The sequence below is a fragment of the Fastidiosipila sanguinis genome, from assembly GCF_002998295.1.
In the GTDB taxonomy this organism is placed as follows: Bacteria; Bacillota; Clostridia; order Saccharofermentanales; family Fastidiosipilaceae; genus Fastidiosipila; species Fastidiosipila sanguinis.
This window is the reverse complement of record NZ_CP027226.1, coordinates 827385-842288: the sequence shown is the minus strand read 5'-3', so window position 1 is coordinate 842288 and position 14904 is coordinate 827385. Positions and strand designations below refer to the sequence as shown.

The following is a 14904-nucleotide window of genomic DNA, read 5'->3' as shown; positions in this document are numbered from 1 at the left end:
AGTTTTTGCTTATAATAGATATATAAATCTTTCCAAATGAAAGGGGATAATTATGTTGAGAGTAGGTATGTTGACTTCAGGTGGTGACTGTCAAGGTCTAAACGCAGCTATGAGAGGTGTAGCCAAAACTCTATATGAATTGAATGATGATGTAGAGATATTAGGTTATCAAGATGGTTTTAGAGGTTTAATTGAAGGTGATTACAAGCTAATGAAACCAAGTGATTTTTCAGGAATCTTGACTTTAGGAGGTACGATTTTAGGTACTTCTAGACAACCTTTCAAAGAGATTGATAATTATGTAAATGGCAAAGATGGCGAGACTAGATGCGAGGCTATGGTAAGAAATTATAAAGAGCAAAACTTAGACTGTTTAGTTGTTCTTGGTGGTAATGGAAGCCATAAATCAGCAAATCGTCTATCAGAAGAAGGGTTAAATGTTATTACCTTGCCAAAAACAATTGATAAAGATATCTATGGTTCAGAAATGACCTTTGGTTTCCAGAGTGCTGTAAATATTGCAACAGACGTTATTGACGGAATTCATACTACAGCAACCTCACATGGTAGAATTTTTATCATTGAATTAATGGGAAATAAAGCTGGTTGGTTAACCTTGAGTGCAGGTGTAGCTGGTGGAGCTGACATTATTTTGATTCCAGAGATTAATTATGAATTGGAGAATGTTTTAGCCGCTATTGAAGAAAGAAATAAACAAGGTAAAAAATTCTCTATTATTGCAATGGCAGAAGGATCTAAGAGTAAGGAAGATTCTGAAATGTCTTCCTCAGATTATGCAGAAATGCTAAAAGAAAAAGGCTATCCTTCAGGAACATATAAGTTAGCTGCTGAACTATCTAAAGAGTTAGATCAAGAAGTTAGAGTTACAGTTCCTGGGCACTATCAAAGAGGTGGTTCACCATGTCCTTATGATAGAGTTTTTGCTAGTGAATGTGGAGCGTATGGTGCTGAATTAATTCTAAAAGGTAAATTCGGTAGATCAGTAGTTCAAGTTAATAATGAGATTACAAGCTTGCCTATTGATGAAGTAGCAGGAAAGAAAAATCTAGTGCCAACAAATTGTGAACTAGTAAGAGTAGCAAAAGACATGGGTATAAGTTTTGGGGATGAGTAATCATTAAGAATTAATAATTTTTTATAATAAATTAGCTATAATTTATGCACTGGGTTTTTTATCCGGTGCATAATTTAATAGAGGATTATGGTGGAAGATTTTGGCTAATAATTTTACCGACAATACAAACATAAATAAGGTGCAAAATAAGGAAGTTAATCATTCTAGAACCGAAATATTATCTAGGCGTCAAGAGCAGGAAGAGAAAAGACTGCGTCAACGCTTTTATATTATGATCGTTTTTGTGATTATAATAATTATTCTTGCCTTTGCGATGATAAATATTATTAGGTCTGAATATAAACCTAAACCTCAGTTGTATATTCTTGTTCCAGGGAATCTAGAAAAGAATATCGAAAGCAAATCATTGGTATTGAGAGATGAAATTCAGCTAGAAGCAAGTAGTTCGGGTCTAATGGCTGCTGGTGTAACCAGTGGCGAGAAGATTGCAGTTAACGACCCGGTAGCAAAAATTGTTGATTTACAAGCCGAACAGCAAAGAGAAGAGTTGGCCGAAGTTAATGAAGAGATATCTGAAAGGCAGCTAGAGCTATTAAATGAACACAATTTACCTGATGATGGATTAGTTGAAAGAATATATTCCAAGTATGATATACAGTTATCTGAATATATCAAAACTTTGCAAGATATTGCCAATGACAAACTTCCTATAGATAATACCGCTATGATACAGGAAGAGTTAAGCTTGAAGTTAAAAGAGCGTAGTGAGAACTTAAATACATTAGATTTTGAAGATGAGACGATAATTAATTTAAAAAATAAAAAAGCCAACTTAGAGTCGTATTTAAAAGATTATGAAACTCCAATAATTAGCAAAAAAAGTGGATATGTAAGCTATTTAATTGATGAATATAGTAGGAAAATAACAGAAGAAGACATTGATAAAATCGATCCTGAAACTATATTAAATGCGAATATCGATGTGCATAAAGAAAAGAATATGCTTAAACAAAACCTTAGTAAGGGACAAAGTGCTTTAAGTTTAATAACAAGCTTCGATCAACGTTTAGTGGTTCCAGTAGATAGAGCAATGGCTGCGGAATTCGAAATTGATAATATCTATGACCTTAAATTTCCAAGGGAAAATTTAGAGTTAAATGCAGTTAAATTAATTTCGGTAAAAGAGCAGGGTGAATATGCACTTTTAACATTTTATACCAGTCAAAAGATTGGAGACTTTGCAGACTTAAGATATACCCCTGTTAGCATGAAAATTGAATCGGTAAGAGGATTAAAAATACCCCAGTCAGCAATTGTTAGGTCTAAAGAGGGGAACAAAGCTGCAGTTATGGTTCTTAGAAGAGCATATGTTTATGAGCAAGAAATAGAAATCTTAGCCGAGGATGATGAATACGCAATTATTGCTAATAAAGAAAACTCGGATATAGAATTGACTGATGGAAGTGTAATAGTTCAAAATCCGGAGACTGTTAGAAATGGCGAGAAATTAATGTCGTAAAATTTCTGAAATATATTTATTAAAAGGAAAATATAAATTACTAAAGGAAGGTGGATAACCTTCCTTTTTGTTTGTCTATGAAATGTGGAATTCTTAGTTAAAAATGATAGAAAATGATGTTTTTGTTGTCTACACAGAGGAAACTATTATAAAAACAAATTAAAATGTGGAAAAGTGTTGTTGGAGAGAGTACAAAAATGTGGATAATGTGCTTTGAAAATAAAACCGTATAATTACTGTGTATACAATGATTTAGCCTGAATGAAAGTTCTTGTGTTACAAATGAATTACAAAATGAAAATCCGTCTTAAGTGGACTTGTTTAATGAAAAGTGTATGTATATAATAGACATATGAATTAATTATAGGAGTACTTGAGACATGGGCATTTTCAAAAATAGTATAGAAAGTATAAAAGATTTGTTTTCAAATTATGAAGATGAAGATTACGTATCAAACTTAATAGTAGAAGATGATGAATACTTCGAATATGATGATGAGAGTGATGATTACGATTACATCACTAACAATCAATTTGAATATGATGAACCTTCTAGAACTAAGAATGCCTATATGGATGAGTTAAATATAAATACTTCTTCTAATGACATGTACAGTATGAAGATATTTACCGAACCAGCAAGTGAGATTATTAATTCTAGAAAAAATGATTTTAATAAAGAAAATAGAAAAGAGGCAAGTGCTATGAATAATCAAGAGCCACGTTTGGTAAACTTCAAAGATGTAAATTCTCAAAAAATGCTTGTAATTAGACCTAATTCCCTAGAAGAAGGCCAAGAGGTTGCAGCTCAAATTAGAGCAGGTAAGATTTGTGTAGTTAACTTTGAAGACACAGATAGTAGATTAGCTCAAAGAATAATTGACTTCTTAACAGGTGCTGCATATAGCTTAGGTGGTACAGTTTCACCAATCTCAAGTTTGATTTTTGTAGTAGCTCCTTTAAACGTAGCTGTTTCAGAAGGATCTGGTGACAGTAGCAGATATGATGAAAATAGAGATTACTCAGATTTGAGAAGAGTAGTAAATGGTCTATAGTTTATAAAGAAACCTTTGTCTTGTTCAACTCCTTTTGATTACGAAATTCTTTATAAAGTATGACATCTAGCAAAGAACAGTTAAGCGAAGTTCGTTTAGCTGTTCTTTTGCATTTAAATGTAATTTACAAAGATTTATGCAGTGAAAATTCGGTTAAAAGATTTAAGATAATATTAACTTTTGAAACTGTATAATATTTTAATAAATAATAAGGATTGAGCGGAAGAATGAGTAATATAAGCATTAAACGTTTTAACAAAAGTAAAGTTTGGAAAATAGCTTGTTTAATACTTATTGCTTTTATTTTGTTGTTAAGATTTTGTTTTAGAAATAATTCTACTGCAGCTGAATTTTATATTAGAAATATTTATCCTACAATCACAACAATCTGGAGAGCGAGTAATAACATTATCTCTTTTTCTATTAGTGAAATTTTCGTCTTGCTATTACCTCTACTTCTAATGGTTTTAATTGTTTTAAGTGTGATTTACTTATTTAGAGCAGAAAGTAAGAAAGATTTTTTAATCAAATATTTTAAAGAATTAGCATCTATATCTTTGGCTTTAGTGACTTTTTTTATTAGTACATTTTTCTTGAATTTCGGACTTGCTTATCATAGAAAAAGTCTAGCAGACAACCTAGGCTATGAAGTGAGAGCGATAAATGTAGAGCAATTGGCTAGAACGACAGAAGTTCTGGTGGATGAGCTTAATGCAATAGCTACAAGTGTTACTAGAGATGATAATGATCAATTTATTTCAGACATAGAGCTCGAAGAATTACTAAAAACTGTTCATTTAGAGTATAAAAATCTTGCAAAGTTAAGTGACAATGATTTTCTGCGAAATTATCTTTATCATGGAGCAGTTAGAGTGAAGCCAGTAATGCTCTCACACTATTGGTCATATACCAGTACTACAGGAATGTTTATACCTTTTTGGATGGAGTCGAATGTTAATATTGATATAAGTCCGGATGAATTGATTTTTACAGCTCTTCATGAAATAGCTCATAGCTATGGTTTTGCTAGGGAGAATGAAGCTAATTTTCTGGCATTTCTTGTAGGTAGATCGAGTGAATCTATAAATATTAGATATTCTGCATTGCTAAGTGGTTTTGTGTATCTAAGCAATGCTTTATACACGGCTAACTATGATTTGCATCAAGATGTTTATAGCAATTTAAATGAAAAAGTAAAAAGTGACCTTAATAGGAGAAATGTTTATTGGAAACAGTTTCAAGGGACCGTTAAGAAAATAAGTAATAAAGCAAATGATATCTATTTAAAATCAAATGCCCAGGAGTCAGGAATCAAAAGTTATGGTGAAGTTGTGGACTTAATTGTTGCATTTTATGACAAACTAGAACATGAGAATTAATAGTATATTAGATGAAAAAATAACGTTAATAAGCTAAAATTATTATAGGTTAAACAAATAGGAAAGGGAGAGTAGCAGATGGCAGTAGAAATAATTACAGCAATTGATATAGGATCTAATGCACCTAGGTTAATGATCGCTGAGAAAGGCAAAAATAATGAACCTAGAGTTATAGAGAGTTTGCGTGCGAATTTATCATTAGGAACTGATACATACAATAAGCAAGTTATTACTGAAGAGAAGCTATCAGAACTATGTGAAATCCTAAATCGTTTCAAAGAAAAGTTAAAAGAATATAAAGTAAAAGCTGTAAGGGTAGTTGCCACTTCAGCTGTTAGAGAAGCTCTGAATAAAGATTTTATTATCGCTAGAATTAAGCAGAGAACTGGATTTGACTGCGAAATTTTAAGTAACTCTGAGGAACGATATTTACATAACCTAGCGCTGACCGAGGGCTTTCCTGAATTTGAAAAAATGAGTGAGACTGGCTGTATATTTGTTGATATGGGCGCAGGTAGCTTACAAGTATCAGCATATAAGAATAAACGCAGGAAAATGAGTCAAAACCTGAAGTTGGGATTCTTGAGAATGAATGAAGTTTTTAGTGAAATTCAGGCAAGATCTAGTAACTATGATCAGGTTATGAATGATTATATTACTGCGAAACTTTCATCATTAGAATTGTATGGTTTGCAAACTGAAGAGACTACTCTTCTTGCTGCAGGGAATGACTTAGAATATTTAAATAATTTTTCTGAAGTAGTTGAGTTTAATGATAATTTTATCACTGATGTAGAGCTTAATAAGTTATATGAATTTTTATTGCATACCTCTCCAATAGAGTTGACCTTGCACTACAATATTCCATCAGATGTTGCTGACAATATGTTGCCATTAGTAATGATTTTAAATAAATTTTTGGAACCATTGCAAATTAAGGGGATTTATTTGCCTAAAGTTTTATTAAGTAATGGTTTATTGTTAGAAATGGCTACAGATACTTATGGCTACAAAGTCGGACATGATCATATTGGAGATATTGTTTCTGCAGTTAACGTAATGGCTGTTAAGTATGGTGGTAATTTGAAACATTTGGAAGCTAAAGAGAGAAATGCAGTTGCAATCTTAAGGGTTCTAGAACAGAAGTTTAAATTTGCTCCAGACTTTGAACTTCTACTAAAAGTAGCAGTTCGTTTAAGTGAAGTGGGTAAATTTATAATTCCTGAAGATTATCAAGATGCCAGTGCTTCTATAATTCTTAATAATGAAATTATAGGTATTAGCTATCGATCCTTAGAGATAGTAGCGGATGCTGTAATGTTTTCTGTGGGAAACGAAGTTCCAATTAATGATAGATTGAACTACAGAAGTTATGCTTATCGTTTGCAAGTACTGCAAACTGCTGCAATTTTAAGAGTAGCAGATGCTTTGGAATATTCTTCAAAAAACAAAATTAATAATGTTGCAACACGCTTGAAGAAGAGCAAACTGGAAATAATTGTAGATACAAATGAGGATATTACTTTAGAACGTAGGATGCTAGGAGTTAGGTCCAGGTTACTGGAAGAAATGTTTGGAATTAATATTGATTTGAAAGAGAATTAATTCGGAGGATATTAAATGACTAGATATTTAGATAAGCAAGAAAAAGTTGAGAAAGAAAAAGACATTATTTATCCAGGGCATGAAAGGTTTATTAATAGAGAAATCAGCTGGTTAGATTTTAATGAGAGAATCTTGTATGAAGCTAGTGATCCCATGACTCCATTACTAGAAAGATTAAGTTTCTTGTCTATTACTCAAACTAATCAAGATGAATTTGTCAGTGTTCGTGTTGCAGGGTTAAAAGAACAAGTGAAAAATGATGATTATTCACGTGATATTGCAGGTATGACTGCACATGAGCAATTAAAAGCTCTTAGCAAAAGAATGCATAACTTTGTAAAAGGGCAATATAAAACATATAACAAACATCTTATACCTTCATTGGAAGATGAAAATATTTTTATTCAGAATTTTAAAAATTTAGCTACTGAACAAAGAGAGTTTGTGTATAAATTTTTCAAGAATAAACTTTATCCAATTCTCACTCCAATGGCGGTGGATCAAGGAAGACCTTTCCCATTGTTGCCTAATGAAAGTCAAAATATTGCTGTTCTGCTTGAGACTGAAGACTACAACGAGGAAGATGGTGGAGAGCAAGTTCAATTTGCTACAGTTCAAGTCCCTGTAGGTATTAGCAGATTGCTTAAATTACCGAATAAACAATTTGCAGAAGAACGTGGGTTGGATGCTAGAGAAACTCATTGTTATATTCTATTAGAGGATATAATTTATCATTATATTGATGAGCTATTTTCAGGTTATAAAATTTTAGCAAAATTAAATTATAGAATTATCAGAAATGCTGATATGTCAATTGATGAAGCTGAAACTTCTGACTTGCTTGAAGAAATTCAGAAAAAACTATATCAGAGACAGTGGGGAGAAGTTATTAGATTAGAGATCAGAAGCGATTTTGATATTAGTTTAAGAATTCTTGCAATGCTACAGGATTTTATGGAAATTAAGCAAGATGATATCTATCAAATTCCAGGACCACTTGATTTAGCTTTCTTAGGTAAATTAAGTCGAAGTCCAGAGCTGGATTATAAATCACATCTTCATTATCCGCCATATAAACCTCAAAAAGCAGCCATGCTTGCAGGGGATGATCTGAGTGATATTTTCTCAAAGATAAGAGAAAAAGATGTTTTTCTAAGCTTACCTTATGAAAAATTCGATCCAGTTCTAGAGTTTGTTAAACAAGCAGCTAGAGATCCAAAAGTTCTTGCAATTAAGCAGACCTTGTATAGGGTAAGTAGTAATTCGCCTATTATTCATTATTTGGAGGAAGCTGTTAAAAATGGTAAGCAAGTTCTTGTTTTGCTTGAACTTAAAGCTCGTTTTGATGAAGGAAATAATATTGAATGGGCAAAGAAATTAGAAAGAGCAGGAGCACACGTAATCTATGGTTTAGTGGGATTAAAGACTCATAGTAAAATTACCATGGTTGTACGTGAAGAGGAAGATGGCATTCGCAGATATGTTCACTTAGGAACCGGTAACTATAATGACTCTACTGCTAAGATTTATACAGATACAGGTTTATTCACAGCGGCTGATGCTTATGGTAGCGATGCAACTGAGTTCTTTAATATGATCTCAGGATACTCTGAGCCAAATGGTTTCAAGAAATTATTAGTTGCTCCTAGATATTTACGCTCTAGTTTCTATGACTTAATAGATAGAGAAATTATTAATGCAAAAACAGGAAAAACTGCTTGGATAATTGCAAAGATGAACTCTCTAGTCGATGAAGGTATTATTAAGAAATTACATGAAGCAAATGCAGCTGGGGTTAAAATTCAACTTATAGTTAGAGGAATCTGCTGTCTGAAGACTGGTATTCCAGGAGTATCTGATAATATTCAAGTTAAATCTATAGTTGGTAAGTATCTTGAGCATAGTAGAATATATGTTTTTGCAAATGCTGACGATCCAGAATATTTCATGGGAAGTGCTGACTGGATGGATAGAAACTTAGATAGAAGGGTTGAGATAATCTTCCCAGTAGAGGCCGAAGCAGTTAAGGATAGGGTAAAAGAGATAATCGATCTACAACTAAACGATACTGAACGCTCATTTATAATGCAAGCAGATGGAAGTTATGAGAAGTTTAGATCTAAAGATAATCCTGTTGATAGTCAAGCTGTTCAACAAGTTTTAGCGATTGAAAGATCTGGAGAGAGTGAAAATGACAAATTGATTGAGCCATTGAAAGTAGCAGAAAATCCAGATTTAGATGCTGACTTGCAAGAGTATAGTTACAGTTCTTTCGCAGAAGAGTTCAAATCAGAAATTGGCGAAATTGATGATTAATAATTGCTACATAATAGTTAGCATAATTGTTATAAAGGAATATTTAACTGGAGCTCGATTGATATAAGTAATAATTTATAAATGCTGCTCCAGTTAATTATTCTCTTGTTTATAAAAGGGATTATAACTGAATTTATTTTATAAAGGAAAATTTCATTATTGTACTTGCAAAAAAGTTTCACTTAATGTATCATACTTAAGCATTCGGTTTTGGAAGTAATGAATGTACTTAGATGCAGGTGTAGTTTAATGGTAGAACCTCAGATTTCCAATCTGACCGCGAGGGTTCGATTCCCTTCACCTGCTCCATCTTTTTTAAGGGTCCATAGCTCAGTTGGATAGAGCAACAGCCTTCTAAGCTGTAGGCCGGAGGTTCGAGACCTCCTGGGCTCACCAGAAGAAAAGCCTGTAGTAAATTACTACAGGCTTTTTTATTTTTTAAGTATTTAAGAAGAGGGAAGCTACATTGATTAGAATTCGATGATTACTATAGTACCGTCATTGCTTTGAACATCCACTAATCGTAAGCCTCTGTTCTGTCTGGCAGATTTCTTTAATATCTTGAATATTTGATTGAATTCTAATCGTTTTTGTTTTTTGTATTTTTTTCTGTATTTATTTAGTGCGTTATTAAAGTCTTTGTCATCTGAATTAATTAGAGTATTTAATTTATCTATATAAGGCTCTAATTCGCCCCCGGAAGAAGCAAAGAGAGAAAAACTTTTCCCTTTATTATTATACTGACCTAAATCATCCTTTGATTTTGAAATTTCTTTGCCTAGATAAGATGCTTTAGATTTGACTTCTTGCTTATCTTCAGAGTTTTCCCTTTCTATGGTGGTTCCATCAGCAAAACTAAGAGTGTATTTTGAAGTTCTAGCTTTGCTCAACTCTTTTTTATCATTTTCAGTTAAAACTTCATTCTCTATTTCAGGCGAAGTAATAATGTTATGTGCTTCATCTAAAAGTAGTTCTTCAGCTGTTATTGTTAATTCTGCTGATTCACTTGCTTCATTTGCTTCACTTGATGCGCAAGTATCTTGCAACTCAGGGAGGTCTTTAAGACTTTCTAAACCTTTTAAAATATCCTTTCTGAAATCTCCACTTACAGCAGAAGCAGCAATTCTAGCAGTAATAGTATTTAGAAAAAGCCCAATAGGTATTCTATATTTATTAATTATTTCTTTGTCACCTTCAAGGCGTCTGATATAAATTTTCATATTTACCTTTTATAACTTATTCAACATAAATTTCTACACTTGTACCATCTTGTGTGCTGATAGAAACAATTTTTCCTAGAACTCCACTCTCGATAAGTTCTACAATTTTCTCAAAATCTTCATTCATTAGTTCAATATTTGTACCACCCATAGTTAAGTTTGAGAAGCTGTTAGATCCAGTGGCTAGCATCTGTTTAACCAATAAAAATGGTACATTAATATTAACTTTATCATCTTCATCAATAACTCTTATTTTTAATATCAGTTTACTATAATCTCTTTCGCTTGGTTCAGGTACAAAAATAGTTTCAGGCTCTTCGGCATCTTCATTTAGTAGATAATCTATTGAAGTATCTAGAATTTTTGCGAGAGGAGCTAATAGACTAATATCTGGCGCGGCCTGATCTGTTTCCCACTTAGAGATAGCTTGAGCAGAGATATTAAGTTTTTCTGCTAGAGCACTTTGTGTTAAACCCCGTTCTTTTCTTAAAGTTGAAATTTTATTACCTAAAGTTTTCATATCAATAACCTCCGTGTTTTATGCTTATATTATCTGCTATATTTAACGGTTTGAAAATATTCCTGTAGTTGAGTTGTTTCCTTTTAGACAACTAATAGTTGAGAAAACACTCGAATTAAAGTTGATATTATCACAATTCATCACAATCATTTAACTTAAATATCAAATTAATAGTGTTTAATATATATATGCGATAAAACTTAGCATTTCGAATTACTTAGTGCTATAACTTTCTTATTTTTCCTCAAAATGGGTCATATAATTAATATGGCCCCTTTTTTTTATACAAAAATGTGTCGGAATTATTATGTAGGAATTTGAAAGAAAATGTGTTAATTTATTAAATTGTAAATTGTTTTAAGATTCAAAATATAGGCTGTATAACTTTAAACTTAGTGATAATAAACAGGAAACAGCTTAATTCATGAAAGAGGTGGGAATAATGAAGAGTGATATTGAAATTGCTAATTCCGCAAGTCTGATAGATGTAAGGGAAGTGGCTAAGCATTTAAACATTTCAGAGGATTATCTAGATTTGTATGGTAAACACAAGGCTAAAATTAGTCTAGACCTTCTAAATAATGATTGTTCCGAAACAAATAACTCTAAACTCATTTTGGTTACATCCATTAATCCAACACCAGCTGGAGAGGGAAAAACCACTGTAAATATTGCTCTCTCAATGGCATTAAATAAGGTTGGTAAAAAGGCTTTAAGTGCATTAAGAGAACCATCAAAGGGGCCTGTTTTTGGAATGAAAGGTGGGGCCTGCGGTGGTGGCTATAGTCAAATTTTGCCAATGGAAGATATTAATCTTCATTTTACTGGAGATATAGCTGCTATTGAATCAGCTCACAATTTGCTGGCTGCAATTATTGATAATCATATTTACCAGGGAAACCAGCTAAATATAAATCCCAAAAATGTTGTATGGAATAGAGTTCTAGATGTTAATGATAGAGCTTTGAGAAATATAGTTATAGGCATGGGTCCAAATACGGACGGTGTTATGCGAGAATCTAAATTTGAGATTACTGCTGCATCCGAAATAATGGCAATTCTATGTTTAGCTGAAGACTTAGAAGATTTAAGAACTCGCCTAGGTAGAATTATCGTTGCTTATAATTATTCTAATGAAATAATCAGAGCTGATGATTTGGGTGCGACAGATTCATTATTATTGCTCCTTAAGAAGGCTTTTGAACCAAACCTAGTCCAAACTATTGAGAATACACCAGCGTTAATTCATGGTGGACCATTTGCGAATATAGCTCACGGATCTAACTCTATTGTTGCCTTGAAGTTGGCAAGACAATTAGCTGACTACGTCGTAACTGAAGCAGGATTTGGTGCAGACTTAGGCGCAGAGAAGTTTTTTGATATTGTTTCTAGAAATGAAAATGTTAAAGCAGATGCTGTTGTTTTGGTAGCTACTGTTAAAGCACTTAAATACAATGGTGGACAAAAGAAAGAAGATCTAGAGAAAGAAGATCTAGATGCGTTAAGAGAAGGATTTTCAAATCTAAAGAGGCATATGGAAAATGTTCATAAGTTTGGACGTCCTTTTGTTGTTGCCATTAATAGATTTCCTTCAGATACAGAAGCGGAGATTAAAACTTTACAAGATTTAGTTTCAGAACTTGGCGTAGAGGCAGTAGTTGCCGACCCATATAATTTAGGTTCTGAAGGAGCTATAGATCTAGCTAATAAAGTGATTGAAATCACAGACAATAATGCAGAAGAAAAATTCATTTATGATTTAGAAACTTCGTTTGTCGATAAGATTGAAGCTGTAGCTACAGAGATTTATAGAGCGGATAAAGTGGTCTATTCTTCCGGAGTTAAGAACAAATTGCGTAAATTTGAGAAGGATGGATACAAAAAACTTCCAGTGTGTATTGCCAAAACTCAATATTCATTCTCAGATAAAGCTAATAAGTTAGGGGCTCCTACAAATTTTGAATTTGAAGTTACTGATGTTGAGCTTAAAGCGGGTGCAGGGTTTGTTGTTGTTAAAGCTGGAAGCATAAACACAATGCCAGGATTACCACAGAAGCCTGCTGCTATGAATATTAAAGTTGGAAAAGATGGTACAATTACAGGTTTAGCATAGGAACTTTCGCTAAGCTCTAGAGCTAGTGTTTATCTGCTATAATGTCTTTTAGTAATAATTTGATGGAGAAAATATGTCAAAAAAAACAGAAATAAAACAGAATTATGATAACCAAAGTATATCTCAATTAAAAGGAGAAGATAGAGTACGTTTGAGACCAGCAGTTATTTTCGGTTCAGATGATATTGTCGGTGCTCAACATGCTTTTTTTGAGATACTATCTAACTCTATTGATGAGGCTAGAGAAGGTTTTGGTAAGAAGATTCTAGTAAAAAGATTTAAAGATTATAGTATTGAAGTTATTGACGAAGGTAGAGGTATACCTTTGGACTACAATACAAATGAAGATAGATATAACTGGGAGCTGGTTTATCAAGAATTATATGCAGGTGGTAAATACAATACATTAGAAGGTGAAAACTATGAGTTTTCCCTTGGTTTAAATGGTTTGGGTGCATGTGCGACACAATATGCTTCAGAATTTTTTGATGTAGAAGTCGTAAGAGATGGTTATATATATAATTTGCATTTTGAAAAAGGTGTAAACCAAGGTGGTCTAAGTAAGAAAAAGACTAACAGCAAGGTGACCGGAACTAAACAGAAGTTTAAATTAGATCAAGAAGTTTTCACTGATATAGAGATTTCTCATCAATATTTTGTGGATGTTTTAAAACGCCAATCCATTGTTAATGCTGGAGTTGTTTTTGAATTTGAGGATGAGATTACTGGAACAAAAGACGAGTTTTCATATCCTGATGGTATTAAGGGCTATGTAGATGAGCTAAATGAAGCTAATTCTATTACCTCTGTAATAATGTGGGAAGATGCTGGTAAAGGTCGTGATGCGGCTGATAGACCAGAATACAAACTTAAGCTGCAGTTAGCTTTTGCCTTTAATAGAGAGGTTTCCATGCAAGAGTATTATCACAACTCTTCCTTCCTTGAATATGGTGGATCACCTGAAAAAGCTGTAAGAAGTGCTTTTACCAGTGCGATTGATAAGATTATTAAAACTAAAGATAAATACAAAGGAAATGAAGCTCATATAACTTGGCAAGATGTCCAAGATTCTTTGATATGTGTAGTAAACTCTTTCTCAACACAGACAAGTTATGAGAACCAAACCAAGAAAGCTATTAATAATAGATTCATTCAACGTTTTATCACAGATATGTTGAGGGAACATCTTGAAGTTTGGTCCATTGAGAATTCTGAAGATGCTGATAAAGTTATTGATCAAATCCTAATTAACAAGCGTAGTAGAGAGAGCGCCGAGAAGCAAAGAGTTAATGTTAAAAAGAACCTAATGGGGAAAATAGACATTAATAACAGGGTTAAAAACTTTGTTGATTGCCGTTCAAAAGATATTGATAAACGTGAGTTGTATATAGTTGAGGGTAATTCTGCTCTTGGTTCTGTAAAATTAGGAAGAGACGCTGAGTTCCAAGCAGTAATTCCTATTAGAGGTAAAATTTTAAACTGTTTGAAATCAGATATGAATCAGATTCTAAAAAACGACATTATTGTTGACTTAATAAAAGTTATTGGAACTGGTGTTGAGATTCAAGGGCTTAAGAATAAGAATATTCAAACATTTGATATCAACAATTTGCGTTGGAGCAAAATAATAATTTGTACAGATGCGGATGTTGATGGTTTCCAGATTAGAACATTATTGTTAGCAATGTTTTATCGTTTAACACCTACTTTATTGGAGGAGGGCAAAGTATATATTGCTGAGTCACCACTTTATGAATTAACTTATAGAAATTCTGGTAAAGAAGAAACCTACTTCGCTTTTGATGAAAAAGAGAAGAATATTCTAATAAATGAGCACGGTACAAAGAACTTACATATACAAAGATCAAAAGGTCTTGGTGAAAATGAGCCTGAAATGATGTGGGAAACAACTATGAATCCTGAGACAAGAAGATTAATTCAGGTAATTCCAGAAGAAAAAGAATTAACACAAGCTAGTTTTGAATTATTGTTGGGCGATAACTTAGAGGGCCGAAAAGAACATATAGCAAATAATGGTCATATTTATCTAGATCAGCTAGATTTGAATTAGAGCCACAAAA

General features: G+C 32.8%; 10 protein-coding genes and 2 tRNA genes. 10 read left to right on the top strand and 2 right to left on the bottom strand.

The genetic code is table 11. From position 1 onward, the window contains the following. Positions 1-52: 52 nt before the first annotated feature. From C5Q98_RS03640 to C5Q98_RS03605, 8 genes are all read left to right on the top strand, one after another. Complete coding sequence (locus C5Q98_RS03640; RefSeq protein ID WP_106012355.1) at positions 53-1135, top strand: 6-phosphofructokinase; 1083 nt, start codon at positions 53-55, stop codon at positions 1133-1135. 100 nt (positions 1136-1235) lie between these two features. Next, a complete protein-coding gene (locus tag C5Q98_RS03635) occupies positions 1236-2615 on the top strand; it encodes a biotin/lipoyl attachment domain-containing protein (RefSeq protein WP_106012354.1) in 1380 nt (459 codons plus the stop codon). Positions 2616-2995: 380 nt separating this feature from the next. Next, complete coding sequence (locus tag C5Q98_RS03630) at positions 2996-3670, top strand: cell division protein SepF (protein WP_106012353.1); 675 nt, start codon at positions 2996-2998, stop codon at positions 3668-3670. Between the two features lie 227 nt (positions 3671-3897). Continuing rightward, a complete protein-coding gene (locus C5Q98_RS03625; RefSeq protein ID WP_106012352.1) occupies positions 3898-5049 on the top strand; it encodes a DUF3810 domain-containing protein in 1152 nt (383 codons plus the stop codon). A gap of 78 nt (positions 5050-5127) precedes the next feature. Next, positions 5128-6654 (top strand): Ppx/GppA phosphatase family protein, encoded by a 1527-nt coding sequence (locus C5Q98_RS03620; protein WP_106012351.1) that lies wholly within the window; start codon positions 5128-5130, stop codon positions 6652-6654. A gap of 15 nt (positions 6655-6669) precedes the next feature. Then, entirely contained in the window at positions 6670-8970 is a 2301-nt protein-coding gene (gene ppk1, locus C5Q98_RS03615; RefSeq protein WP_106012350.1) for a polyphosphate kinase 1, read from the top strand. A gap of 235 nt (positions 8971-9205) precedes the next feature. After that, a tRNA-Gly gene (locus tag C5Q98_RS03610) sits at positions 9206-9279 on the top strand. A 10-nt stretch (positions 9280-9289) separates the two neighbouring features. After that, a tRNA-Arg gene (locus tag C5Q98_RS03605) sits at positions 9290-9366 on the top strand. A 74-nt stretch (positions 9367-9440) separates the two neighbouring features. On the opposite strand, the gene C5Q98_RS03600 is transcribed toward C5Q98_RS03605, so the two are convergent. Together C5Q98_RS03600 and C5Q98_RS03595 are read right to left on the bottom strand one after the other, a co-directional pair. Beyond that, on the bottom strand, positions 9441-10190 hold the full coding sequence (locus C5Q98_RS03600; RefSeq protein ID WP_106012349.1) for a hypothetical protein: 750 nt from the start codon (positions 10188-10190) through the stop codon (positions 9441-9443). Positions 10191-10206: 16 nt separating this feature from the next. Then, complete coding sequence (locus tag C5Q98_RS03595) at positions 10207-10710, bottom strand: helix-turn-helix domain-containing protein (protein ID WP_106012348.1); 504 nt, start codon at positions 10708-10710, stop codon at positions 10207-10209. Positions 10711-11152: 442 nt separating this feature from the next. Here C5Q98_RS03595 and C5Q98_RS03590 point away from each other — a divergent pair, with 442 nt between their 5' ends. Continuing rightward, positions 11153-12823 (top strand): formate--tetrahydrofolate ligase, encoded by a 1671-nt coding sequence (locus C5Q98_RS03590; protein WP_106012347.1) that lies wholly within the window; start codon positions 11153-11155, stop codon positions 12821-12823. Positions 12824-12896: 73 nt separating this feature from the next. Continuing rightward, positions 12897-14894 carry a toprim domain-containing protein gene (locus C5Q98_RS03585; RefSeq protein WP_106012346.1) on the top strand — a complete coding sequence of 666 codons (1998 nt, stop codon included), beginning with the start codon at positions 12897-12899 and terminating at the stop codon, positions 14892-14894. Positions 14895-14904: the final 10 nt, after the last annotated feature.